This is a genomic window from Streptomyces sp. NPDC001903 (genome assembly GCF_042891345.1).
GTDB lineage: Bacteria > Actinomycetota > Actinomycetes > Streptomycetales > Streptomycetaceae > Streptomyces.
Genome location: NZ_JBIASZ010000007.1, coordinates 308,599 through 331,584, shown reverse-complemented (window position 1 = coordinate 331,584; position 22,986 = coordinate 308,599). Strand labels below are relative to the sequence as shown.

The window sequence follows — 22,986 nt, the reverse complement described above, 5'->3', positions numbered from 1 at the left end:
ATCGCGCCGAAGGCGCGAGAAGAGGGCGACTCCTCGGACGGCCGCCCCCGTGGCGGGTGCCGATAGCGTCTTGTTGCAGTGGCCCTGGCATGACATGCTCCGAGCCATGATCAAGAGAATCGAGTCCTCCGTCCGCCGATGAGCGAGACGACCGGGACAGGACTGCCCGGATCACCGACACCACTGTTCGACCATGCCCTCCGGCTGCATCGGTTGGCTCCCGGGGAGCCGCTTCACCGCGACGGGGAGCCGTACCCCGACGATGGCTCGCACCGTCATCGGAAGGGCCCGCGGGCACCTGAGGACCGGCACTCGGCCGGCAAGGACGCGGCGCTCATCCTGGACGCGCACTTCGCGAGCGCCTCTGCCCATCCCAGCGAATTGGCCGACGCTTTCCACGACGTCCACGTTCCGATTCACCCCAACGCGCACATCGCTGCCGCGGCTGGGAGTGCGGACAGGGAACGCGTTCGCCGGACGGGCCGCTGGCTGGTCCGGTACGGCACCGACCGATGCTCGGTCACCGTTGGGCTGGCCTTGGTCGCTGCCGTGGGAACGGCTGACGACATCCCGTTGATTCAAACGATCGGGCTGCTGTCCAACCACTTCGGTCCACTGGCGGCGCACGCTTTCGAGAGCCGGCCCGCAGGAGTGGAAGCCCTGCTCTGGCTCGCCGAGCGAGTCACCGGCTGGGGACGCGTCTACGTCGTTGAGGCTCTCTGCAGACTCGACGACCCGGCTGCCCGACGATGGCTGCTTCGCAGGGCCTGCGACGGCGACTTCCTCAACGGATACTTCGCGGGCAAGATCGCCACAGTCGCCAGACTCCATGAGGCGCTTGCAGACCTCGACACCGACAGCGAGATGGTCGACCACATCGGTCGGCTACTCCATCTGATGAGCAACTGCGGGGGGATGGGCCTCACCCTCGCTCACTACCCCCATTCGGGAGTGGTCCTGGAAGCTCATGCCCGCCATGTGGGTTCGCTCGGTCCGACCATCGAGCGCTACTTCACGATCGCGGTGCTCAGTCAGCACCTGACTACGCAGCCTCCCGAGGCTGCGGGGTGCACCAAGGCTCAGCAGGAAGCGCTGCGGGCGACGTACCTCGACGTCCTCGACCGAGAGGAGTGGACCCGGACCGCGCGCGCCGGATTCGCGGCGGATGACAACCGGATGCGGTGGCTCGCCGGCCACAGGGCGCCACAGCTCAGGCTGCGTGCGTTCCCCGATCGGGAGCCGGATGCCGAGGAATGGCGCACGCCAGGAATGAGTGATCTCCGCCGGTACACCGGGCGTAGTCTGCGGACGTAGCTGAACGGCAGTACACGAAGGGGACCGGCCTCAGGGCGGTCCCCTTCGTCGACGGGTTCTCGGACGGGAGCGGGGGAGACATGTGGAGTGGTGAGCAGCTGGGTCTGGACGCCTATCTGGCGCGGATCGGGTACGACGGGCCGGTCGGGGAGGACGGGGAACTCCGCGCGGACCTCGAGACGTTGTACGCAGTGCACCGGGCCCACACCGGTGCCATCGCCTTCGAGAACCTGGACGTGCTGCTCGGTCGCCCCGTCGAGCTGGGCGTCAAGGCGCTGGAGGACAAGCTCGTGCACGGCCGCCGCGGCGGCTACTGCTACGAGCAGAACTCGCTGCTGGCCGCCGCCCTGGAGCGGATCGGCTTCGAGGTCTCCGGGCGCGGTGCCCGCAACCGCACCCGGGGCGACACCCTTCTCGCGGTGACGCACGCCGTCCTCGTCGTCACCGTCGAGGGCCAACCCTGGCTCTGCGACGCCGGGTTCGGCCACCAGGGGCCGCGCGAGCCCGTCCCGCTCGCGCGGCCCGGAGCCGAAGTCGTGCAAGGACAGTGGACGTACGCCGTCCGCGAGGAGGACGAGGGGATCCTCGCGCTGTCCATCCTGCGCGAGGGCATCTGGCGTGACCTGTACGCCTTCTCCCCGCAGCGCTACCACCCCGTCGACTACGTCCTGCTCAACCACTACAGCTCCACCCACCCCCGATCGGTCTTCGTCGGGCGGGTGATCGTCCAGCACCCGGGCGACGGCGTCCACCGCCCCGACCGCCGGGCGCTCGTGGGCCGGGAGTTGACCCGGCTGCACGCCGACGGGCGGGTCGAGCGCGGTTCCGTGGACCCCGAAGAGCTGCTCGCGCTGCTCGACCGGGAGTTCGGGCTTCGGCTGTCCGGGCGGGATGCGGAGGAACTGGTGCGGATCAACCGCGCTGGGGACTGACCGGGGCCGCGCCGGGCCCGTACGATGGCGCGGTGCTGGTCAAGTGGATTCGCTGCACGGTGACGGACCGACGCGGGTTCGAGCGCGGGCAGCGCAAATGGGCGGGGCTGCCTGGCGAGCCGGGATTCCGGGGACAGGGCGGCGGTTGGAGCCGGGGGCGGCAGGGGGTCGCGCATGTTTTCGCGTTCTGGGAGAGCCGTTCCTTCTACGACTCCTTCATGGCCCGGTCGCACGACCGGCTGGCCGCGTCGCAGACCGGGACCTACACGAACGCGCGGGTCACGCTCTTCGACCACCGCTTCGACGTGAAGACGGGCTTCGAGCCGCGCTTCACCGACGCGGACGTGGTGCGGGTCGCCCACACCCGGGTGCGGGAGGGCCGCGTGGACCACTTCGCCCTCATGCAGGAGAAGGTGTGGAACCCCGCGATGGCCGGCTCGCCGGGAATGATCCGGGGCCTGTTCGGGGAGGCCCCGGGCCGGGAGTTCCTGGTGCTCTCGATGTGGCACGCCGCCGCCGAGCACGGCAAGTACCGGCAGGAGCGGGTCGAGCGGCTCTCGCTGCGCGCCCAGACCGAGGCCGACGTGGAAGCCCTCACCGGTGACGTCGTCGACCTCGAACCGGCCTGGACGGTATGACCGTACGACCATCGGCGGGCCGACCGGCGAGCCCGGGTGCTCGGCCCGCCGGCCGCCGCATAGGGTCGGGGGATGGCACGACCACGGCGCATCGTCCTTGTCCGGCACGGGGAATCGGAGGGGAATGCCGATGACACGGTGTACGAACGGGAACCCGACCACGCCCTGCGGCTGACCCGCCAGGGCCGCGAGCAGGCCGCGGAAGCGGGCGAACGGCTGCGCGAGCTGTTCGGGGACGAGGCCATCAGCGCGTACGTCTCCCCCTACCGCCGGACCCTCCAGACCTTCCGTGAGCTGCGGCTGGACCCGGCGCGGGTCCGGATGCGCGAGGAGCCGAGGCTGCGCGAGCAGGACTGGGGGAACTGGCAGGACCGGGACGACGTACGGCTGCAGAAGGCGTACCGCGACGCGTACGGGCACTTCTTCTACCGCTTCGCGCAGGGGGAGTCCGGCGCGGACGTCTACGACCGGGTCGGGTCCTTCCTGGAGAGCCTCTACCGCAGCTTCGAGGCCCCCGACCACCCGCCGAACGTGCTGCTGGTGACGCACGGGCTGACCATGCGGCTCTTCTGCATGCGCTGGTTCCACTGGTCGGTGTCCGAGTTCGAGGCCCTCTCCAACCCGGGGAACGGTGAATTCCGGGTGCTGCTGCTGGGTGAGGACGGCCGCTACCGCATGGACCGCCCGTTTGAGAGGTGGACCACACCGGAGCCTTATGACCTGGACGGCTAAACTGACGCGGGATGACCGCTGACTCCGTTTCCGAAAGGCGCTACGCACGCGCCATGGCCAGCCTCCGCGGGCTGGCTCTGGGTGACGCCCTGGGCTCCCAGTACTTCGTCCCCGTGAACTACCCCCTCCTCAAGCGCCGCGAGCTCCCCGTCGGCGGCGGCACCTGGCAGTGGACCGACGACACCGAGATGGCCTGCTCGGTGGTCGCCGTCCTCGCCGCGCACGGCCGCATCGACCAGGACGCCCTGGCGAGCTCTTTCGCCCACCACCACGACTTCGACCGCGGCTACGGGCCCGCCGTCAACCGGATGCTCCGCCTCGTCCGGGAGGGCGAGGACTGGCGCACGCTGGCCGCCGAGCTGTTCAACGGGCAGGGCTCGTGGGGCAACGGCGCGGCCATGCGGATCGCACCGCTGGGCGCGTGGTACGCCGACGATCCGGAGCAGGCCACGCACCAGGCGGAGATCTCCGCCTACACCACGCACCAGCACCGCGAAGCGGTGTGCGGGGCGATGGCCGTGGCGGCGGCCGCCGCGCTGGCGGCGGATCCGGCCGGTCCGCCCAAGGCCGGCGACCTGCTGGACGGGGTCATCGCGCTGGTGCCGCGCAGTGCCGTGGGAGCCGGGCTGCGGCGGGCCCGGGACATGCTGGACTACGGCGACGCCACGACGGTCGCGGCGGTGCTGGGCTGCGGGCGACGGACGAGCGCGCACGACACCGTGCCCTTCGCGCTGTGGTCGGCGGCGCGCTCGCTGGACGACTACGAGCGGGCGTTCTGGACCACCGCTCAGGTCGGCGGGGACGTGGACACGACCTGCGCCATCGTCGGCGGGGTGCTGGGGGCGCGCGGCGACGCGGTGCTGCCGGCCGCGTGGCTGGACCGTACGGAGGCCCTGCCGGCCTGGCTGCCGGAGACGGCGGCGCACTAGCCGGTGAGGGGGCCCCGCGGCGGGGCCGGCGGGGCCGGTGCCCGGAGTCGGGCGGCCCGCGGGGCGCCGGTGCCGGCGATACGGGCCGTTCCGATTGTCACGGTCCTGCCACAGGCATCTTCCCGGCGGGCTGAAACCGCACGTCACGGACCTAACCTGTCCGCGCTTGCCGCCTCCGTCGTGACGACGGGGCGGCCGACAGGGGAGGGGAACCCGATGCCGGAGAACACCCAGGGCGAGGCCGACCACGCGACCGGGGCGGGGGCGCCGCCCGGGTGGGACCCCAAGGCGTGGCAGGCCTACCAAGTCCGCCGACAGCGGGCCGAGTCCGGGGCCTGGTCCATCGTCCCGCAGGCCTGGGCCGAAGCCGCGCGACCGGCTCCGGCCGGGCCCGTACCCACCGCCGTCCTGCTCGCCGCCGCGGCGGCCGGGCTCGCCTCGGGCCTGTTCCTCGGTGACGGGCTCGGCCTCGGGCTGCTGCTCGCCGTCGTGCCCGCCGCGGTGGGTGCGTACCTCGCCGCCCGGGCGGCCCGGCGCCGCGCGCGGCCCTGGAGCGTGGCCTGGGCGGCCGGCTGCGTCGCCCTCCTCGCCGTACCCGCCCTGCGCGACGCCGACTGGCCGTCCACCCTGGCGGTGCTCGCCGCCGTCCTGCTCGGCGCGCTGGCCCTGCACGGCAGCCGCACCTGGCCCGGCGTCCTGCTCAGCCCCTTCGGCTTCGTCGACTCCACCGTGCTCGGGATCCGCTGGGCCTGGAGCGGGCTGCGCTCGCGCGGCAGCGGGGTCGACCGCGCCCGCTGGCTGCCCGTGGCCAAGGCCGCCGCCGTGGCCCTGGTCCTCCTGGTGCTCTTCGGCACCCTGTTCGCCTCCGCCGACGCCGCCTTCGCCGACCTGCTGGACGGGCTCACCCCGGAAATCTCCCTCGGCGACGGACCCGTGCGCTTCGTGCTCTTCCTGCTCGGAGCCGTCCTCGCGCTCGCCGCGGCCCGCGCCGCCGCCGCGCCCTCGCGCTGGGACCGGATCCGGATCGCGCCCGGAAAGCCCCGCTCCCGCGTCGAATGGGCCCTGCCGCTGATCGTTCTCGACCTGCTCTTCGCCGGCTTCAACGCCGTCCAGCTGGCCGTCCTGTTCGGCGGCTACGACAAGGTCCTGGAGAGCACCGGGCTCTCCTACGCCGAGTACGCCCGCCAGGGCTTCTGGCAGCTGCTCTGGGCCACCCTGCTCACCCTCGCCGTGATCGCGCTCGCCCTGCGCTGGGCCCCGCGCGCCGGAGCCGGCGACCGCCGGTTCGTCCGGGTCGTCCTCGGCACGCTGTGCGCCCTGACCCTGGTCGTGGTCGCCTCCGCCCTGCGCCGGATGGACCTGTACGTGGACGCGTACGGGCTGACCCGGCTGCGCGTGTCGGTGGCGGCGATGGAGCTCTGGCTCGGGCTGGTCATCGTACTGATCATGGCCGCCGGGGTGTTCGGGGCGCGTTGGCTGCCGCGCGCGTTCGCGGCCGGCGCGGCCGCCGCCGTCCTGGCCTTCGGACTGCTGTCCCCGGACGGGATGGTCGCCGAGAAGAACGCGGCCCGCTTCGAGCGGACCGGCAAGCTCGACCTCGCCTACTTCCAGTCCCTGTCGGCGGACGCCGTGCCCGCGCTGGACCGGCTCCCCGAACCCCGCCGCTCCTGCGCCCTGCGCGGGATCAACAACGACCTGGCGGACCGCGGCCGGGTGCCCTGGTACGCGATGAGCCTCGGCGAGTACCGGGCCCGCCGGATCCTCCGCGAGCGCCCGGTGACGGCCTCGTACGAGGTGTGCCGGGACCTGGGCACCTTCCACAGCCGCATCGAGTAGCTGCCCGCGGCCGGGGCCCAGGCGGCCCCGGCGGCCCCGGCCACGGGAGGTGATCTGGTGGCCGGGGCCTCTGTACGCCGCGCAGTACGGCCAGGTCGACGTACCCCTCAGGCCGCCGGACCGGCCTCCGCGGCGACGCCGCTCAGGGCCTCCAGGTCGCTCTTGCGCACCCGGATCACCAGCAGCGCGGTGGCCAGCGCGAGCCCGGCCATGGCGACGGCCGCGATGAAGGCGGTGGAGATGCCCTGGGTGAGGACGAGGTCCCCCCAGGGGTCGGGCAGGCGCCCGGTCTCCTGGAACGCGGCCAATTGATCGGGGTCCGCGTGGGCCATGAAGTCCGGGACCTGCTTCGCGCCCTCGTTCCGGCTGGCCGTGCCGAAGACGGTCACCAGGATCGACAGGCCGAGCGAGCCGCCCACCTGCTGGCTGGCGTTGAGCAGCCCGGAAGCCGCGCCCGCCTCCCGCTGGGCGACCCCGGAGACGGCGGTGAGGGTGAGGGTCACGAAGTTCAGGCCCATGCCGAAGCCGAAGAGCAGCATGGGCCCGAGCACCCCCGAGACGTAGGAGCTGTCGGTGCGGATGAGGGTCAGCCAGGCGAGGCCGATGCCGGTGAGGGCGGATCCGGTGACCATGAACGGCTTGGGGCCCACGCGCGGCAGGAAGCGCTGCGAGAGTCCGGCGGCGGTGACGATCGCGACGGTCACGGGCAGGAAGCCGAGCCCGGACCGGATGGGGGAGAAGCCCAGCACGTTCTGGACGAACTGGACGATGAAGAAGAACATCCCGAACATCGCGGCGGCGAGGCCCAGCATGATCAGGTAGGTGCCGGCGCGGTTGCGGTCGGCGAACATCCGCAGCGGGATGATCGGGTCGTGCGCCCGCGACTCGACGGCCACGAAGAGCCCGAGCAGGACGACGGCCGCGGCGAAGGAGGCGAGGGTGCCCCCGTCGCGCCAGCCGTCCGCGGCGGCGCGGATGAATCCGTAGACGAGCGAGGCCATGCCGCCGGTGGAGGTGAGCGCGCCCGCGATGTCGAAGCGGCCCGGGTGGCGCTCGGACTCGGTGATGTAGAGCGGGGTGAGCACGGCGATCAGCAGGCCGATCGGCACGTTGACGAAGAGCACCCAGCGCCAGTCGAGCCATTCGGTCAGCATGCCGCCGGCCAGCAGTCCGATCGCGCCGCCGCCCGCGGAGACGGCGGCGAACACGCCGAACGCGCGGTTGCGCTCGGGGCCTTCGGCGAACGTCGTGGTGATCAGGGCCAGCGAGGTCGGCGAGGCGATCGCGCCGCCGACCCCCTGGAGGGCGCGGGCGGCCAGCAGTTGCCAGGGCTCCTCGGCGAAGCCGCCGAGGAGGGAGGCCAGGGTGAAGAGCAGGATGCCGGTCAGGAACACGCGGCGCCGGCCCAGGATGTCGCCGGCCCGGCCGCCGAGCAGCAGGAGGCCGCCGAAGGCGAGGGTGTAGGCGCTGATCACCCAGGACAGGTCGGTCGTGGAGAAGGAGAGGGCGGTCTGGATGTGCGGGAGCGCGATGTTCACGATCGTCGCGTCGAGGACGACCATCAGCTGACAGGCGGCGATGACCGCGAGTGCGACGCCGGGCCGCCCTTCCCGGCGGGCCGCGCCCGGTATCCGGGGCGTGGCGAGTGGAGAGCTTTTCACCGAGGATCCCCCCATAGTGAAATAGTGAACGCAGCCGTTCACTGCGGCACCACGGTAGGAGCCCCCGGTTAGTGAACGCAACCGTTCACTAAGGCTGAAAACGCGTGCGAGGGGCGCGTGGGTCGGTCGGAGGTTGAGGTGATGGTGGGTTCGCGCTGGTCAGTGGCGTCACCGGGCCGCAGGCGCGGTCCGGAGCTCGAACGGGCGATTCTCGACGCGGCGTTGGAGCAGCTGAGCACGGTCGGCTGGAACGCGCTCACGATGGAGGGTGTCGCGGCCCGCGCGCACACCGGCAAGGCGGCGGTGTACCGGAGGTGGCCCTCGAAGGCCGATCTGGTGGCCGAGGTGCTGCGGGCCGGGCTGCCGCCCATCGGTGAGATCGCCGACGGCGGGTCGGTCCGGGGGGACTTCCTCCGGTTGTGTGTGCGGATGCGTGACGTGATGCAGTCGCGCGCCGGTCAGGCGCTGCGCGCGGTCCTTCACGAATGCGACCACACCCATGCGGGCCGGTTCCACGACGTGGTCCGGGCCGGGCTGCACGAGCCCGCCCACCGCTTGATCAGAGAGCTTGTGCAGCGCGGGATCGAGCGGGGCGACGTGCGGCCGGACGCGGCGAGTCCGTTCGTCCTCGATGTCATTCCGGCCATGATGATGTACCGCGCGAAGGTGTGCGGGAGCGAATGGGCGGATGTGGACATCACGGAAATGATCGATCAGGTGATGGTGCCGCTGCTCAGGGCGTGAGACGCCGTACGGACTCCACCCGGGGCGGGGTGTGCAGGCGGCGCGGGGCGGCGTACCCTTGCTGGCGCCATGCCGTACGAAGCACCCACCCACACCGTCGAACGCTCCCTCCGTGCAACCACCGGCGCCAAGGTCATCGCCGGGGTCGACGAAGTCGGACGAGGGGCCTGGGCCGGTCCCGTCACCGTGTGCGCGGCGATCACCGGGCTGCGCCGCCCGCCCGCAGGTCTCACCGACTCCAAACTGCTCACCCAGAAACGACGCGACGCGCTCCTCGACGTCCTGGAGGACTGGGTCACCGCGTACGCGCTGGGACACGCCTCCCCGGAGGAGATCGACGCGCTCGGGATGACGGCCGCCCTGCGGCTCGCCGCGGAGCGCGCCCTGGAGGCGCTGCCCGTACGGCCCGACGCGGTGATCCTCGACGGCAAGCACGACTACCTCGGCGCGCCCTGGCGGGTCCGTACGGTGATCAAGGGCGACCAGTCCTGCGTCGCCGTCGCCGCCGCCTCGGTGATCGCCAAGGTCAGGCGCGACCGGATGATGGCCGAGCTCGGCCGACTCGGCGGCGGCTGCGCGGAGTTCGCCTTCGGCGACAACGCCGGATACCCCTCGCCGGTACACCGGGCCGCGCTCGAGGAGCTGGGGCCCACCCCGTACCACCGGCTCTCGTGGTCGTACCTCGACGGGCTGCCCCAATGGCGGCACCTCAAGAAGGTGCGGCGCAGCGAGGAAGCGACGGAGCTGGAAAACGGAGGCCAACTCGGCTTCGATTTCTGATCGCACCCACGTGCCACCCGCCGGTACGTTTCGTACCGGTGTTTGATAGACATCAACTCATGCCTCTCACCCCCGAGGAGCCTCAGATTCACGAGAGTGCCCAGGGTCCCCGCGTCACGCCGGCCGCGAGCCGCACCGCGCAGACCCCCCGCCCCGTACCTGGTCCGCGTCCCGCCGCCGTCCCGCGGCCCGGACGCCCCGGTCCCTCCCCCGCGGCGGCGAGCCGTACGGGCGGGGCTCCCAGGCCCGCACCGCCCGCGCAGCGTGCGCCGCAGGCCACCCCCGGACCCGTATCCCCCACCGCACCGTCCGTCTCCGCGGCGGTGCCCCAGATCCAGCTGATCCCGGCCTCCGCCGAGGGTGCGCTGGACGCGGCCGAAGAGGCCGTCGACCTGCTGCTCGACACCGGGCGCGCGCCCGGCGACATCCTGGTGCTCACCACCGGCGACCCGCACCCGTGGGCCGCGCACGAGCTGTCCTTCGGCGAGGCCGCGTACTGGGCCCTGCACGACGCCGGGGACGACGTCTTCTACGCGGACGCGGCGCAGGTCCAGCGCGCCGCGGGCCGTCCCGTCGTGGTCTTCGCGGCCAACGGCGGACCGGCCGGGGCGAGCGCCGCCGCCCTGCCGACCGCGCTCGCGCGGGCCGGCGCGCTGCTGATCGTGTGCGGCGACCCGCAGCAGATCAACTCCGTGCTGGGCACGGGCGTCTGACGCCCCGTACCCGGCGCGGGCAAGGGGCGGGGCCGGCCGGACCGGCCCCGCTGAAGCCCGAGGCCTGACCAGCCGTACGCCCGATCCGGGGTGTACGGCCGTGAGGGCTGCCCGCGTACGGGAACGGCGCGCGGGCGGGCTCCGGTGCCGGGCTGCCCCAGCGCGCGTCGGGCCTCAGCGCGCGGCGGTACGGCGCCGCAGGACCTCGGTCGCGCCGCCGCCGGTGCGCAGGGCCACCGCGGGGAAATCGGCCACGGTGTCGCCGAGGTGCTCGGGCCGCGAGTCGGAGCTGGGATGCCGGCCGCCCCGGCCCTCGCCCAGCACCTGCCAGCCGCCGCGGGTCAGCGTGATGTACGCCCCGCAGCGCAGCCCGTGCAGGGTGCAGGCGTCCCGCAGCCCCCACATCCAGGCGCCGTCCTCCTCGGTCCACCGCTCGTCGCCCTCGCGGCAGTACAGCAGGACCGCGGTCCGCACCGGGGTCCGGCGCCGCAGGTCGTGCGGGATGACCCGGCGCAGCGCGGCGAGCAGGGCGTTGCGGTACTCCCAGCCGTCGGCCGAGGCCGAGCGGCGGGCGAAGGAGGCGCTCGCGACGAGCCGCTCCTCGGGGCCGAGCACGGCGATGACCGCGGTCGAGGCCGTCGGTCCGTGCCGGGAGTGCAGTCCGTGGACGACCTCGCGCGGGTTGCGCAGCAGGGGGATGCCCGCCGCCGTCCACTCGGCGGGTTCCAGCAGTCTGCCGTGCCGGCTGGTACCGCCGGCCGCCGCTGTCAGTGACGACGTCGAGGGCGGGGCGAATCCGAAGGCCACGGTCCTCCCTTCGGGTATACGCCCGCGGACGGGCACAGCTGTCGTGCGGGCGCGCCGCGGCGCGGCCTGGGAGAGCGCCGTCCGGCCGAGCGGGAGCATGCCAATTCTCGCGTGGCCCGTGAGCCTGCGGCAACGAGCAATTGGCGCCGCCGACCGGAATTCGCCGGTATGCCGTTCATATCCTTGCCCCGTCATGCCGTAGATGACTCATTCGACTACGGCTGAAGCCCCAGTACCAGCGGAAACACCCCTTTGAGGACAGGGTGGAGCCCGGCTGGAGCGTGCATCCGACAGGTGGACCGTCCGCGACGATCTTCTCACGCTGGGTGAATTGGCCGATTGTCCGTGCCATCCGGTTGCATGGGGGCATGGACAACCTGGAGCTCCGCACCGAAGCCGATGCCATCCTCGCTGAGCTCGTCGGCGCCCCGGGGAGCGGGGCGCGCCTGCGGGAGGACCAGTGGCAGGCCGTCGCCGCCCTGGTGGAGGAGCGCCGACGGGCCCTGGTGGTGCAGCGCACCGGATGGGGCAAGTCGGCGGTGTACTTCGTCGCCACCGCACTGCTGCGCCGCCGCGGCTCCGGCCCCACCGTGATCATCTCGCCGCTGCTGGCGCTGATGCGCAACCAGGTCGAGGCGGCGGCCCGGGCCGGCATCCAGGCGCGCACCATCAACTCGGCCAACCCGGAGGAGTGGGACGCCATCTACGGGGAGGTCGAGCGCGGCGAGACCGACGTGCTCCTCGTCAGCCCCGAACGCCTCAACTCCGTGGACTTCCGCGAGCAGGTGCTGCCCAAGCTCGCGGCCACCACCGGTCTGCTCGTGGTCGACGAGGCGCACTGCATCTCCGACTGGGGCCACGACTTCCGCCCCGACTACCGCCGGCTGCGGGCCATGCTCGCCGAGCTCGCCCCCGGTGTGCCGGTCCTGGCCACCACGGCGACCGCCAACGCCCGCGTCACCGCGGACGTGGCGGAGCAGCTGGGCACGGGGGCCGGCGAGGCCCTGGTGCTGCGCGGCCCGCTGGACCGGGAGAGCCTGCGTCTGGGCGTGGTCGAGCTGCCCGACGCCGCGCACCGGCTGGCCTGGCTCGCCGAGCACCTGGACGAGCTGCCCGGCTCGGGGATCATCTACACGCTGACGGTGGCCGCGGCCGAGGAGGCCGCGGCCTTCCTGCGCCAGCGCGGCTTCCCGGTGGCCTCGTACACCGGCAAGACGGAGAACGCCGACCGCCTGCAGGCCGAGGACGACCTCCAGGCGAACCGGGTCAAGGCGCTGGTCGCGACCTCGGCGCTGGGCATGGGCTTCGACAAGCCCGACCTGGGCTTCGTCATCCACCTCGGCTCCCCGTCCTCGCCGATCGCCTACTACCAGCAGGTCGGCCGCGCCGGCCGCGGGGTGGAGCACGCCGAGGTCCTGCTGCTGCCGGGCAAGGAGGACGAGGCCATCTGGCGCTACTTCGCCGATACCGCCTTCCCGCCCGAGGCCCAGGTACGGCAGACCCTGTCGGCCCTCGCCGACGCCGGGCGGCCGCTGTCCGTACCGGCGCTGGAGGCTGCGGTGGAGCTCCGGCGCACCCGGCTGGAGACGATGCTCAAGGTGCTCGACGTCGACGGAGCCGTGAAGCGGGTCAAGGGCGGCTGGAGCTCCACCGGCCGGGAGTGGACGTACGACTCCGAGCGGTACGCCTGGGTCGCCCGCCAGCGGGCCGCGGAGCAGCAGGCGATGCGCGACTACGTGGGCACCTCCGGGTGCCGGATGGAGTTCCTGCGCCGGCAGCTGGACGACGAGGGGGCGGCCCCGTGCGGCCGGTGCGACAACTGCGCGGGCGCCTGGGCCGATTCCACCGTGTCGGCGGAGACCCTGTCCGGCGCGGCCAAGGAACTGGAGCGCCCGGGGGTGGAGGTGGAGCCGCGCCGGATGTGGCCGACCGGCATGGCCGCCCTCGGCATCAACGTCAAGGGCCGCATTCCGGCCGGGGAGCAGTGTTCCACGGGCCGGGCCCTGGGCCGGCTCTCGGACATCGGCTGGGGCAACCGGCTGCGCCCGCTGCTCGCCGAGAACGCCCCCGACGGGCCGGTCCCCGACGACGTCCTGCACGCCGCGGTGGCCGTGCTCGCCGACTGGGCGCGCTCCGCGGGCGGCTGGGCCCCCGGTGTCCCGGACGCCTCCGACCGGCCCGTGGGCGTCGTCGCCGTGCCCTCCCTGGCCCGACCGCAGCTCGTGGGCTCCCTCGCGGAGGGGATCGCGCGCATCGGCCGCCTCCCGTACCTGGGCACGCTGACGTACACCGGCCCGGACGGGGCGCACGCGGCGCGGCGCAGCAACTCCGCCCAGCGGCTGAGGGCCCTGTCCGGCACGTTCGCCGTCTCGGACGAACTGGCCGCGGCCTTGGCGCAGTCGCCCGGTCCCGTACTGCTCGTGGACGACTACTCCGACTCCGGCTGGACCCTGGCGGTGGCCGCCCGCCTGATCCGCCGGGCGGGCGGCGGTCCGGTGCTCCCGCTGATCCTCGCGACGGCGGGCTGACCCTTCAGGGGGCGGGCGGGGGAGCGGCCGCGGCCAGGTGGTTCCCGGGGTCCTGCAGGCGGCCGCCCTGCTCGGCCAGCATCCGGCGGACCGCGGGTTCCGGCATGCGGATCACCACGGGCTGGGGCAGGGTCGTCTCCCGTACCGCCGTGGCCGTACGGCCCAGGGGCCGGCCGGTCACCGTCGCCACCACCCGGACGTCCACCGTGAACTGGACGAGCACCGCCTTCGTCTTCGGCTTGTGCAGCGGCAGCGAGCCGGAGGAGTTCGCCGCGGCATCGGTCGCTCCGCCCGATCCGCCCCCGTTGGCGAGCAGCTGGTTGAGCCGGAACTCGTTGGCGTTGAGCAGCCCCGCGCCGAGCAGCGGGCGGGCGGCCCTGCTGTCGTCGGAGGAGCTCTGGCCTTCCCGTTGGCCGGGGCGGGGCGCCTGCGGATGGCTCTGGCCCACCGTCTCGAAGGTCATCTTGTCGCCGAGGCCGAGCACCCGCCCCTCGCGCAGCCGCGTGTGCACGGAGGCCCGCAGGTCCTGGCCCTCCGGGCCGGAGGCGTGGACCGGCGGGAGATCGGCGCCGGAGGCGGTGAGCAGCGGCAGTGCGGCGATCATCCATTCGGTGGACACCGCCTCGTCCAGTGCGTACGCGGCGGACTGCCCCGGTGTGCGGAACCGGTGGCCGCCGCCCGCCTCCTTGACGGCCGTGTTCACCAGCCTCCTGACGTCGCGGGCTCCGGCGAAGCCGTTCACCTGCGCCTCCATCGGGAGCTTCACACCGGCGTCCCGCCAGGCGTCGAGCCGGACCGCGCCGCCACCGCTGCCGCCCGGGGGCGCGACGAGGGGCGCCGCCGGGACCGGCCGCACGCGGGAGAGCGCCTCCAGGTCCCTGCGCAGGACGCGGTGGGTCAGCGTCAGGCCGTCCATGCGCGAGAGCGCCAACCGGGTGTCGCCCTTGAACAGTTCGAGCTTGGCCCGGATCGGCAGGTTCATCTTCGCCGATGCGGCGGAGCTGTCCGCGACGGACTTCATGCCGAGCTGGCCGCGGCCCACGGCGCCGCTGCGCCGCGAGTTGCCGGTCGCGTATCCGAGACCGCCCGCACCTCCCAGGCTCTTCAATCGGCCGGAGCCGCCGTCCGGCCGGGCCGAGGCGCCGACGACGGCCTCGACACCGGCGACGGAGGCCGTGTCGTGGGAGGTGGCCTGCTGGGAGACGGCCGAGGTGATGTACTCCATGTCGCGGCCGTCGTCCGCGTCCTCGGCGTACGTGCCGTCGCCCGTGCGCTCGACCGTGAACACCGCCCAGTACGGGGTGTTGCGGCCGTCGAGGAGCTCGACGGTGACGCCTCCGTCCATGGCACCGGACAGGAGCCCGGCGGAGCCGTCCCGGTCCAGGACGCGCAGCAGCCGCTGCACGTTGTCGTTGCGGTCCTTGAACTGGCGCCGGGGCAGCAGGCGGTGGGCGAGGTCCGGGTGGGTGCTCCCGGCGAGGCTCGTACGCAGCTTCCCGAGCAACGGGACGAAGTCCGGCAGTTCCTCGATCATGCCGAACCCGAGGGCGCGGTCCCGGTGGAGCGCGGGGGGCGGCGCGCTCGCGGGGGCGGCTGCCGGGGCCGGGGCGGAGATGGTGGTGGCGGTGGTGGTGGCGGCCGGAACCGGCTTCCGCTTGCGCACCTGTTCCCGTATCCGCGGCGGCAGCTGCGCCTCCGTCAGCCAGACCCCCGCCGCGGCCGGCAGCGTCGTGGCGGCCGTCGCGGTGCACGAGCCGCGGGCCGTGACGCCCACCTCCGCGACCATGCCGACCAGCACGTCGCACTGGACCAGGTACAGCGGGGCCTTCTTCGGGGTGTGGGCGTTGCGCTCGATCGTGCCGGACACGGTGAAGGCCTCGGCGTCCGACTCGCTCGTGGTGCCGGACACCGCCAGGCCCTGGCCGGCGCGCCACTCGGGGCCGGACTCCGAGCCGGTGACGCCGAACTGCGCCGTGTGGGTGGCGGCCTTGCCCCGCTGCCCGCCGGACTGGTGGCCGCCGAGCACGAACGTCTCGGTGCCGGGGCCGGCGCCCTTGTGCAGCAGCCGCGGGTTGGCCAGTGCGAGCCGGGTGCCGACCGCACCGTTCAGGCCGGCGAGGCGCCGCGGGTAGCGGAGGTTCTTCACGACCCAGCCGGAGGACGCGGCCTGCCGCAGCGCGCCCTGGATCGCCCGCTCGCCGAACCGCTCCTCGATCGCCAGCCTCGGCGCGAGCCCCTCCGTGGCCAGTGCCCGGTCCTCGCGCATGCCCTTGTTGCCGGCGGCCGCCCGGGACAGCAGCCGCAAGGCGAGGGCCCGGATCGGCTCCCCGTCGACGGTCTCGACCAGCTGCCAGTCCCGCAGCGGCTCGCCGACGGACGGCCGCAGGACGAGCGCGGCCAGGTCGCCGATTCCCTCGGCCTCGACGGAGCGCTCCGCGACGCCGGGCTGGGCCTTGCGGACCGAGGCGGTCGAGTCGATCCGGTCCTTCCCCGCCCCGTCCACCGTGAACTCGGACGGGGTGAGCAGCCGCACACCCTGCTCCCTGAGATCCAGCGAGGCCACCGGCTCGGGGTGGGCAACCGTCCGGCCGGGCTTGTCGGGCGTGATGCTCCGGGCCAGTTTGCGGGGCCGGGAGGTCCTGGTGACGTCCACGCTCAGCTTCAGGGCCGCCTCGAAGGCGCTCGCCGTGTCGGAGCCGTTGGAGACGACGTCCGTGCGGCCGGTGGGTCCCGCCTGGTTGCGGCGGCCGCCGATGGCGTGCCGCTCGTAGCGAGCCGAGGCGGACAGCACCCCGGGGACGAGCCGGGCCTGGCCGAGGACCAGTCCGCCGATCGACCGCGAACTGCTGCGGCCGCTCTGCGAGCTGCCGGAGACTCCGGAATGGCTGCGCACCGACCAGTCCTTGATGTCGCCGGCAAAGGCGGCATCGCTCAGCGCGCCCTTCACCCGCAGCTGCACGTCGTGCGCGTGCAGGCTCGTCTTGCGGCGCAGCCGCACGCGGATGCCGGTGGACAGCAACTGGTCCTTGTTGATGCGCAGGTTGGTCTCCGAGAGCGTGGTCATCAACTCGCGGTAGTTGCGCCGCTGGGCCTCGGACTCCTCACGGGTGGTGTCCTGCGCGGGCGCGGTGGTGCCGAAGGCGGGCAGGTAGCCGGCCAGGCCCGGGTCGGTGGTGAACAGGTCGAGCACGGCCCGCAGCATGGGCTTGGTGTCGAGCCGGCTGAGCGCGACGTTGGCTCCCTTGCCGCCGAACGGGAGGTGCCGCTCGACGTCCACCTCGTTGCCGTCCGCCCCGGTCCGTGTCGGCTTCTTGACGAAGTCCCCGGCCGTCATGCCCGGCGGCAGCGGCAGCCCGAACTCCTTGGCCTCGTCCGCCCGCAGACTGATCCACACGTTCATGGAGTGCCCGGCTTCGCGGGCTTGCGGCCGCCGGGCCGCCTCGGGCCAGAGCGGGCCCGTACCCACCGCGATGAAGGACACCCGCCCGAAGTAGAGCGCCTTCTCGCCGCGGACCTCCGCGCCCTGCCGGCTGGAGACGGTCTGTTCGTTCACGGTGAAGCGCGCCTTGCGGGCGGCCGCGACCGGCATGGCGGTGCCTCGGACGACGGCGGCGCCGGGTGTCGCCCCGAACCCGATCGCCGGGCCCAGTCCGCCCTGGACGGCCCGGCCCTTGCCCGCGCCCTCGGTGACGGAGGTCTGGGCCTGCTGGTGGGTGCGCAGCTGGGTCTTGCCGGTCCCCCAGGCGGGCGCGAGGTCAGTGATCATGGCGCGCAGGCGGTAGGCGGAGGCCGTCTTGCCGTCCTTGGCGTACAGGTCCTCACTGACCACGCCGTCGCGCAGCAGCCGCGGCAGGTCCTCCAGGACGGTGGCCGTGGACGTCGCCTCGAACAGCCGGACACGGCCGGGCGCGCCGGGCGCGGTGACCGAGGGGTGCAGGACGGAGGCGACCGCGTCGAAGAGTCCGCCGCCGCCCTCGTGCGGGGCGGCATTGTCGCTGACGGCGACGGCGGCCAGGGAGTCCGAGTGGTGGACCCGGCGCACGGTGGTCGGATTCAGGGGCGTGAGCGGGAGGGGCGCCCGGCCGGTGCCCACCGGCACGAGGTGCTCGGTCGGCACCCGCTGGGTGAGCGTGCCGAGCCGCTTGTCGGTCCGTCCGGCCCGGGCGTCGCCCTGTTTCTTGACCCGTACCTCGTACTGCACCGCGCGCGGCACTTCGACGGAGCCCTTGTCGCTGCGCAGCACGCGGGGTTCGGCCACGTTCCTCTGGCGGCGGGACTCGCGGGACGACTGCCAGGGCTGCACGTTGGCGGTGGCGGCGCCGCCGAACCACACCCCCGGTGCGACCGGCCCGAGCCCGAAGGCCACTCCTCCCAGGCCCTTGCTCGCATTCCCGCCGCCCGTGCCGCTCGCGGTGGCGGCGGTGTTGTGCTGGACGTCGACCTTGGTGTCCTTGCCCTCGGGATGCTCCAGTTCGGCCCGGGGCCGCCCACCGTCGGCCGGTAAGGGGGCCGCGGCCGCGGGGTTGCGCTGGAAGGTGGGCGGGTCGTCGCCGGCGGCCCGGCCGATGCGAACGGTGACGTCGTACCACTCGTCGCCCGCCCTGCCCTGGACGGCGAACGCGCGGCCCGCCCCGAAGAAGCTCTCCGGCCGTCCGATCAGCTCGGCGTGGATGTCGGCCACCGCGCCGTCGCCGTGCCCGACCCCCGAGGCGATCGTGTTCCGTACGAATACGTGGTCCGTCAGCCCGTACGAGGTGGAGAGCCCGCCCGCCTCCAGTGCCATCAGGTACGGGGGCAGCTCGAACTCCGGCTCGGCCGCCGCCCCGTCGGGGGGCTGCTGCCCCGTCGCGGGAGCGGCGCCCCCGTACCGCGCCTGGTGCATCGCCTGTGTGAAGGCCGCGTTCCCGGCCTGCTGCCGGAAGCGGGCCAGGGTGTCCGCATCGGGTACGGGGCGCCGGGCCGGGCGGGCCGGTCCGGGCGCCGGCTGCCGTTCGTCGCCGGTTCTGCGCTGTCCGGTCTGGCGCGGAGTCTGCACGGGAGGAACCCTCGCTACTGGGATCGGCTGCTGTTCGACGGGCCGAAGAACTCCACCTCGGCTATCGCGACCTGCTTGTCGGGGGCGGCGGCGTAGGCCGAGCGGAGGACGAACCGCACGGAGGTCACGTCGGCGGCCCGGAAGGCGCGGCGCTGGCCGCCCGCGGCCTGATCGAGGGTGAGGACGCGGGTGGCCGTCTTGCCGTCGGAGGTGGTGATCACGGCCTCGACGCGGCGCGGGAGGGCGGACTGGGAGAGTTTGTCGGCGCGGGCGGAGACGCCGGGGGTGATGATGACGTCGAGCAGCCGGGTGGGCTGGTCGAAGCGGGCCTCGACCCATTCCCCGGCGCCGGACTGGCTGATTCCCGGGCCCCACCAGGTGTTGTTCAGCTTGTCGAAGGCGAGCTGGGGGTCGTTCCCCGGGTAGGAGTGCGAGGCCTCGACGGCGTCCGGTCCGACCGGTGTGCGCTTGGCGAAGTGGTCGCGGACGGCGTTGACGGCAGTGTCCGCGTTGACGATCGCGGTGATCAGCAGGGTCAGCACCAGCGTCCAGAGCACCCAGGTCATGAGGTACCCGAAGCCGCGGCGCAGGCGCGGGCGGTCGCCGGCCCAAGGAGTCTCCCGGTTGCGGAAGCCGAGCACGCGGCGCCACCAGGGACGGCGTCCGGCCACGGCGGGGCCGGCGGCCAGCGGCATGGCGCACACGCCGCAGAAGTGCCGGTCGGGCCGGTTCGGCGTGGCGCACCAGGGGCAGGGCGGACCGCCCTCGGCCCCGGTCTCCCGGCCGGGGGTGCGGACCTGGGGCCGGTCCGCGACCGGGCGGCCGGGCAGTACGGGTGCCACGGACGGCATTGCCGCCTCCCGGGGCTCCGCATCGGCGACCGGCACCAGCAGGGACCTGGCCCGGGCTGCCGCGTCGTCGGAGGCGGGGGCCACGGCCGCGGTGAGCATGGACGTGGTGGCGGTGGCCGCCGCCACCTCGGCCACCGCCACCTCGGCCGCGGCGGGCTCGGTCCCGGCCGGCTCGGCGGGGGTGGAACCGGCGGGTGCGGAGGCGGCGGGTGTGGAGGCGGGAGGGGTGGAAGCGGGAGGGGTGGGGGCGGCGGGCCCGGATCCGGATGTGCCCGCCCCGCCGGCCGCCGAGCCCATCGCGCCCGCGCGGTCGGCCCAGCCCAGCACCGCGCCGCAGGAGTCGCAGAACGACTGGTCTGGTTCGGCCCGGGTGCCGCACTCGGCGCAGTGCGCGTCGGCCCCGTCTCTCCGCGCGCCGGGAACGGGGGTCTGGCTGGTCATATCTCGGGAGTCCTTTCCGCGGCGGTCACCTTGACCGTGTAGGGCATGTGGGCGGGGCGGGCCGCCGCCACGAGGTCGTCGAGCCGCTGCTCGTCCGCGGAGGTCGGATCGGGCAGCCGCAGCGTGACGTGCAGGCGCGGCCGCCGTTCCCCGGGGAACGGGCCGAGCGGCCGGGCGCTCCAGTCGGCGGCCCCGCTCTCGCTGATCTCCGGCTCCGCCCCGAAGGCCAGCCGGACCGCCTCGGCCAGCCCGCGCCGGGTGCCCCGTACGCGGTGCAGGTGCGCGGCGGCCGACACGGCGGCGCGCAGCCGGTCCTCCGGTTCGCTCCCGTCGGTCTCGGCGCCGACCCAACCGCCCAGCCAGCGGGTGAAGTCCACCGGGGCCAGCGACGGGGTGAAGTACGAGTCCAGGCAGTCCAGGACATTGAGGATCGGGGCGAGGACCTCGTCGAGTCCGGCGACGAAGTGCTGCGCCAGCTCGTCCTCGGCGAAGACCGCGGGCAGCATCGCGCCGAGCGGCGCGGAGGACCTCAGCCCGTCGACGGATCCCCTGGCGCTCACGCGTCGTCCCCGATCACGCGCACCCGGTGGTCGAAGGAGAAGACCAGCGCCGCCGGTTCGAGGTCGATCCGGTCCGTGGCCTCGCCGCGCTTGCCGGTCAGCGGGTCCGCCGGGTGCAGCAGGACCTCGTCGACCAGCTCCACGCCGGCCACGCGCTGCAGCACCGCGTGGATCTCGCCCGCCTGGACCCGGCGGCCGAACGGCCAGCCCGTGCCCTCGGCGCCGCCGGTCAGCGGGTCGAGGTGGCGGTGGACGGCGTCGTGGGCCCGGCGCCGCACCCGGTCGGTGTCCACACCGCGGAAGGCGTGCACGGTCGCGACGACGGTGACTCCCTGGTAGAAGGGCGGTCCGACCGCCAGCCGCGTCCCGATCAGCCTGCGATCGTCGAGGTGGCGGGTGATGCGCCGCAACAGGGCGTCTCCGGGTACCAGTTGCTCGAAGCGCAGCCGCCCTCCCGGATCCGGCACCGCCTGCGGGACCACCAGCACCCGTACCGCGTACGCCCCGTGCTCGCTCTCCTCGCCCTCCAGGCAGGCGATCCGGGCGGTCTCGGGGGCGGCGCGGCGCGCGAGTTCCTCGTAGTCGCGCAGGGTCACCGCCCGCTCCTGGGCCCGGAGCGTGATCGGCGCCCGCGTCTTCGCCTCCGCCACCGTCTCGCCGTCGACCCCGCCGCGCGCGGCCTCCCGGTTGACGACCTCGGAGACGTACGGGACGGAGTTGCGCAGCACCTGGACGGCGCCGCGCGCCACGTTCCCGGCCCTGCCGCCGCCGACGCGGTAGCGGCGGGCCCGCAGGACCGCGCCCTGCGGGGGCACCGCCCCGTACTGCCGCAGGGAGCCGTCCGGCTCCCGTACCGCCGGGCCGAAGGCGATCTCCCCGGTCGCGGCGTCGAGCGTGACGTGGCGGTCGTGCGGGCCGGATGCGGCGAAGTGGGGGACGACCTGCCAGTCGCGCCAGCCGTCGTCCTCGGCGCTCTGCAACAGCACCGGGGGGTCGTCGCCGACCACGGGCGCGTTCGCCAGTCGCAGCCGCTGGCCGGGCAGGCCGGAGGCGTCGCCGAGGGCCTCGTCGTACACGGTCTCGGCGTGCACGGCGCCGGTGGTGCCGCCGATGGTGAAGGCCTCGGCGGACCGAACGGTCGGCGAGGTGGTGTAGAAGGGCTGCCCGGCCAGCGGCTCGGTGACGCGGCAGCGCAGCCAGCCGGCCTCCCGCCCGCCGGTGCGGGACAGCGCGTGGCCGCCCGGGACGTGCAGCACGGCCTCGCCCGGCCGGTTGAGGCCGCCGGTGCCGTCCCGGTCCACCTCGCAGGCGGCCCAGCCGTCCTCGGTCCACGCCTCCCACACCAGCGGCGGCTGCCGTGGGTCCACACCGACACCGTCGACCCGGCTGTCCAGGACCAGCGCCACCGCGCAATGTGGTACGGCGGAGCTCAGCCCGAGCAGCATGCAGTCGCCGGGCCGCGGGGCCTCGGCGAAGCACATCACGTCCTTGGCCTCCGTGAGGTCGGCGGTCATGTCGGTGACGGCCTCGCCCCGGCGCTGCACCATGAGATGGAGCAACTCGCTCGGCACGACGCTCAGTTCCCGCTCGGTGGCGAAGACGACCGCCTCCTCGCTCTCCGTGCGCTGGGTGGCGACCTCGGTGCCGGCAGGCAGCAGCACCGGCTCCTCCTGGGGCGCGGAGAGCCAGAAGGTGACGTCCGTACGGGCGGCCGACGGCGGGAACAGCCGGATGCCGACCAGGTCGAGGAAGGCCAAGTGGTTCTTGTCCGGCACCCGGTTCAGCCGGTAGACGATCTGGTCCGCCATGTGCGCGACCGTCTCCACGAGGGTGACGCCCGGGTCGGAGACGTTGTGGTCCGTCCACTCCGGGGCGCGCTGCTGGATGTAGCGCTTGGCGTCGTCGACGAACTGCTGGAAGCGGCGGTCGTCGAGGTTCGGGGAAGGCAGTGCCATCAGCTTTCGCTTTCCAGAGAGGTGCCTGAGGTGCTCGCGGCATGAGAGGCGCCCGCGGCGGCCGGGTCGCCCTCGCCGGGCTCGTCGTGGGAGGGGATGACGTAGAACGGGAAGACGAGGCTGCGCGGATTGTTGGTGCCGCGGATGGCGTAGCGGACGTCGATGAAGAGCACGCCCTGGTCCGAGCCCGCGCTCACGTCGACGTCGGTCACCTCGATCCGGGGCTCCCAGCGGTCGAGGCTGACGTACACCTCGTGCTGGATGCGGCCCGCGGTCGCCTCGTTGACCGGCGCGAACACCAGGTCGTGGATGGCGCAGCCGAATTCGGGCCGCATCGGCCGCTCGCCCGGCGCGGTGGCCAGCACCAGCCGGATGGCCTCCTCGATCTCCCGCTCCCCGCTGACCAGGGCGATGCCCCCGGTCGGCCCGATGCGCAGGGGGAACGCCCAGCCGGACCCGACGAACTGCTCGGCCATCAGCAGACCACCTGCCTTCTCCTTCTCGACACGGACGTCACGGACTTCACGGAC

17 protein-coding genes are annotated in these 22,986 nt (G+C 73.8%); 10 read left to right on the top strand and 7 right to left on the bottom strand.

Annotation, left to right across the window (positions count from 1 at the left end; all coding sequences use genetic code 11):
* Positions 1-138 precede the first annotated feature (138 nt).
* The 6 genes from ACFYZS_RS18800 (at position 139) to ACFYZS_RS18775 (ending at position 6,381) form a co-directional block, all read left to right on the top strand.
* Entirely contained in the window at positions 139-1,314 is a 1,176-nt protein-coding gene (locus tag ACFYZS_RS18800; RefSeq protein ID WP_389013350.1) for a hypothetical protein, read from the top strand.
* Between the two features lie 80 nt (positions 1,315-1,394).
* Positions 1,395-2,246: an arylamine N-acetyltransferase gene (locus tag ACFYZS_RS18795; RefSeq protein WP_389013347.1), complete on the top strand. Its 852-nt coding sequence runs from the start codon at positions 1,395-1,397 to the stop codon at positions 2,244-2,246.
* 32 nt (positions 2,247-2,278) lie between these two features.
* The gene (locus ACFYZS_RS18790) at positions 2,279-2,884 is read left to right on the top strand and encodes a YdbC family protein (protein ID WP_383337320.1); all 606 of its coding nucleotides are present in this window, start codon (positions 2,279-2,281) and stop codon (positions 2,882-2,884) included.
* Positions 2,885-2,956: 72 nt separating this feature from the next.
* Entirely contained in the window at positions 2,957-3,616 is a 660-nt protein-coding gene (locus tag ACFYZS_RS18785; RefSeq protein WP_389013344.1) for a histidine phosphatase family protein, read from the top strand.
* An 11-nt stretch (positions 3,617-3,627) separates the two neighbouring features.
* Complete coding sequence (locus tag ACFYZS_RS18780) at positions 3,628-4,545, top strand: ADP-ribosylglycohydrolase family protein (protein ID WP_389013341.1); 918 nt, start codon at positions 3,628-3,630, stop codon at positions 4,543-4,545.
* Between the two features lie 216 nt (positions 4,546-4,761).
* On the top strand, positions 4,762-6,381 hold the full coding sequence (locus tag ACFYZS_RS18775) for a DUF4173 domain-containing protein (protein ID WP_389013338.1): 1,620 nt from the start codon (positions 4,762-4,764) through the stop codon (positions 6,379-6,381).
* A 107-nt stretch (positions 6,382-6,488) separates the two neighbouring features.
* Here the strand turns inward: ACFYZS_RS18775 and ACFYZS_RS18770 are convergent, their stop codons facing one another.
* Entirely contained in the window at positions 6,489-8,042 is a 1,554-nt protein-coding gene (locus tag ACFYZS_RS18770; protein WP_389013335.1) for an MFS transporter, read from the bottom strand.
* Positions 8,043-8,183: 141 nt separating this feature from the next.
* On the opposite strand from ACFYZS_RS18770, the gene ACFYZS_RS18765 reads away from it, so the two are divergent.
* The 3 genes from ACFYZS_RS18765 to ACFYZS_RS18755 all read left to right on the top strand — a co-directional run bounded on the left by ACFYZS_RS18765 (position 8,184) and on the right by ACFYZS_RS18755 (position 10,279).
* Positions 8,184-8,786, top strand: coding sequence for a TetR/AcrR family transcriptional regulator (locus ACFYZS_RS18765; RefSeq protein ID WP_389013332.1), 603 nt, complete (start codon positions 8,184-8,186; stop codon positions 8,784-8,786).
* A 69-nt stretch (positions 8,787-8,855) separates the two neighbouring features.
* A complete protein-coding gene (locus ACFYZS_RS18760) occupies positions 8,856-9,566 on the top strand; it encodes a ribonuclease HII (RefSeq protein ID WP_389013329.1) in 711 nt (236 codons plus the stop codon).
* A 59-nt stretch (positions 9,567-9,625) separates the two neighbouring features.
* Complete coding sequence (locus tag ACFYZS_RS18755; RefSeq protein ID WP_389013327.1) at positions 9,626-10,279, top strand: hypothetical protein; 654 nt, start codon at positions 9,626-9,628, stop codon at positions 10,277-10,279.
* Between the two features lie 174 nt (positions 10,280-10,453).
* On the opposite strand, the gene ACFYZS_RS18750 is transcribed toward ACFYZS_RS18755, so the two are convergent.
* Positions 10,454-11,086, bottom strand: a complete 633-nt coding sequence (locus ACFYZS_RS18750) for a hypothetical protein (RefSeq protein WP_389013324.1) — start codon at positions 11,084-11,086, stop codon at positions 10,454-10,456.
* A 368-nt stretch (positions 11,087-11,454) separates the two neighbouring features.
* Here ACFYZS_RS18750 and ACFYZS_RS18745 point away from each other — a divergent pair, with 368 nt between their 5' ends.
* The gene (locus ACFYZS_RS18745; RefSeq protein ID WP_389013322.1) at positions 11,455-13,614 is read left to right on the top strand and encodes a RecQ family ATP-dependent DNA helicase; all 2,160 of its coding nucleotides are present in this window, start codon (positions 11,455-11,457) and stop codon (positions 13,612-13,614) included.
* A gap of 4 nt (positions 13,615-13,618) precedes the next feature.
* Here the strand turns inward: ACFYZS_RS18745 and ACFYZS_RS18740 are convergent, their stop codons facing one another.
* Genes ACFYZS_RS18740 through ACFYZS_RS18720 form a run of 5 tightly spaced genes read right to left on the bottom strand, consistent with a single transcriptional unit; the run spans position 13,619 to position 22,932 of the window.
* Positions 13,619-18,649, bottom strand: a complete 5,031-nt coding sequence (locus ACFYZS_RS18740; RefSeq protein WP_389013319.1) for a hypothetical protein — start codon at positions 18,647-18,649, stop codon at positions 13,619-13,621.
* A gap of 14 nt (positions 18,650-18,663) precedes the next feature.
* Positions 18,664-19,941, bottom strand: a complete 1,278-nt coding sequence (locus tag ACFYZS_RS18735; RefSeq protein WP_389013316.1) for an NADase-type glycan-binding domain-containing protein — start codon at positions 19,939-19,941, stop codon at positions 18,664-18,666.
* Complete coding sequence (locus tag ACFYZS_RS18730) at positions 19,938-20,501, bottom strand: phage tail protein (protein ID WP_389013313.1); 564 nt, start codon at positions 20,499-20,501, stop codon at positions 19,938-19,940. Before ACFYZS_RS18730 ends, ACFYZS_RS18735 begins: the two co-directional genes overlap by 4 nt.
* Positions 20,498-22,456 carry a putative baseplate assembly protein gene (locus ACFYZS_RS18725; RefSeq protein WP_389013310.1) on the bottom strand — a complete coding sequence of 653 codons (1,959 nt, stop codon included), beginning with the start codon at positions 22,454-22,456 and terminating at the stop codon, positions 20,498-20,500. The genes ACFYZS_RS18730 and ACFYZS_RS18725 overlap by 4 nt, the downstream gene beginning before the upstream one ends.
* Positions 22,456-22,932 carry a GPW/gp25 family protein gene (locus ACFYZS_RS18720; protein WP_389013307.1) on the bottom strand — a complete coding sequence of 159 codons (477 nt, stop codon included), beginning with the start codon at positions 22,930-22,932 and terminating at the stop codon, positions 22,456-22,458. The genes ACFYZS_RS18725 and ACFYZS_RS18720 overlap by 1 nt, the downstream gene beginning before the upstream one ends.
* Between the last annotated feature and the right edge of the window lie 54 nt (positions 22,933-22,986).

Excerpts from the sequence above, each read along its gene's own strand:
- ACFYZS_RS18780 (WP_389013341.1), top strand. The coding sequence starts at position 3,628 with ATGACCGCTGACTCCGTTTCCGAAAGGCGCTACGCACGCGCCATGGCC.
- ACFYZS_RS18735 (WP_389013316.1), bottom strand. The coding sequence starts at position 19,941 with ATGACCAGCCAGACCCCCGTTCCCGGCGCGCGGAGAGACGGGGCCGAC.
- ACFYZS_RS18765 (WP_389013332.1), top strand. The coding sequence starts at position 8,184 with ATGGTGGGTTCGCGCTGGTCAGTGGCGTCACCGGGCCGCAGGCGCGGT.
- ACFYZS_RS18785 (WP_389013344.1), top strand. The coding sequence starts at position 2,957 with ATGGCACGACCACGGCGCATCGTCCTTGTCCGGCACGGGGAATCGGAG.
- ACFYZS_RS18755 (WP_389013327.1), top strand. The coding sequence starts at position 9,626 with ATGCCTCTCACCCCCGAGGAGCCTCAGATTCACGAGAGTGCCCAGGGT.
- ACFYZS_RS18760 (WP_389013329.1), top strand. The coding sequence starts at position 8,856 with ATGCCGTACGAAGCACCCACCCACACCGTCGAACGCTCCCTCCGTGCA.
- ACFYZS_RS18720 (WP_389013307.1), bottom strand. The coding sequence starts at position 22,932 with ATGGCCGAGCAGTTCGTCGGGTCCGGCTGGGCGTTCCCCCTGCGCATC.
- ACFYZS_RS18775 (WP_389013338.1), top strand. The coding sequence starts at position 4,762 with ATGCCGGAGAACACCCAGGGCGAGGCCGACCACGCGACCGGGGCGGGG.
- ACFYZS_RS18725 (WP_389013310.1), bottom strand. The coding sequence starts at position 22,456 with ATGGCACTGCCTTCCCCGAACCTCGACGACCGCCGCTTCCAGCAGTTC.
- ACFYZS_RS18800 (WP_389013350.1), top strand. The coding sequence starts at position 139 with ATGAGCGAGACGACCGGGACAGGACTGCCCGGATCACCGACACCACTG.
- ACFYZS_RS18795 (WP_389013347.1), top strand. The coding sequence starts at position 1,395 with ATGTGGAGTGGTGAGCAGCTGGGTCTGGACGCCTATCTGGCGCGGATC.
- ACFYZS_RS18745 (WP_389013322.1), top strand. The coding sequence starts at position 11,455 with ATGGACAACCTGGAGCTCCGCACCGAAGCCGATGCCATCCTCGCTGAG.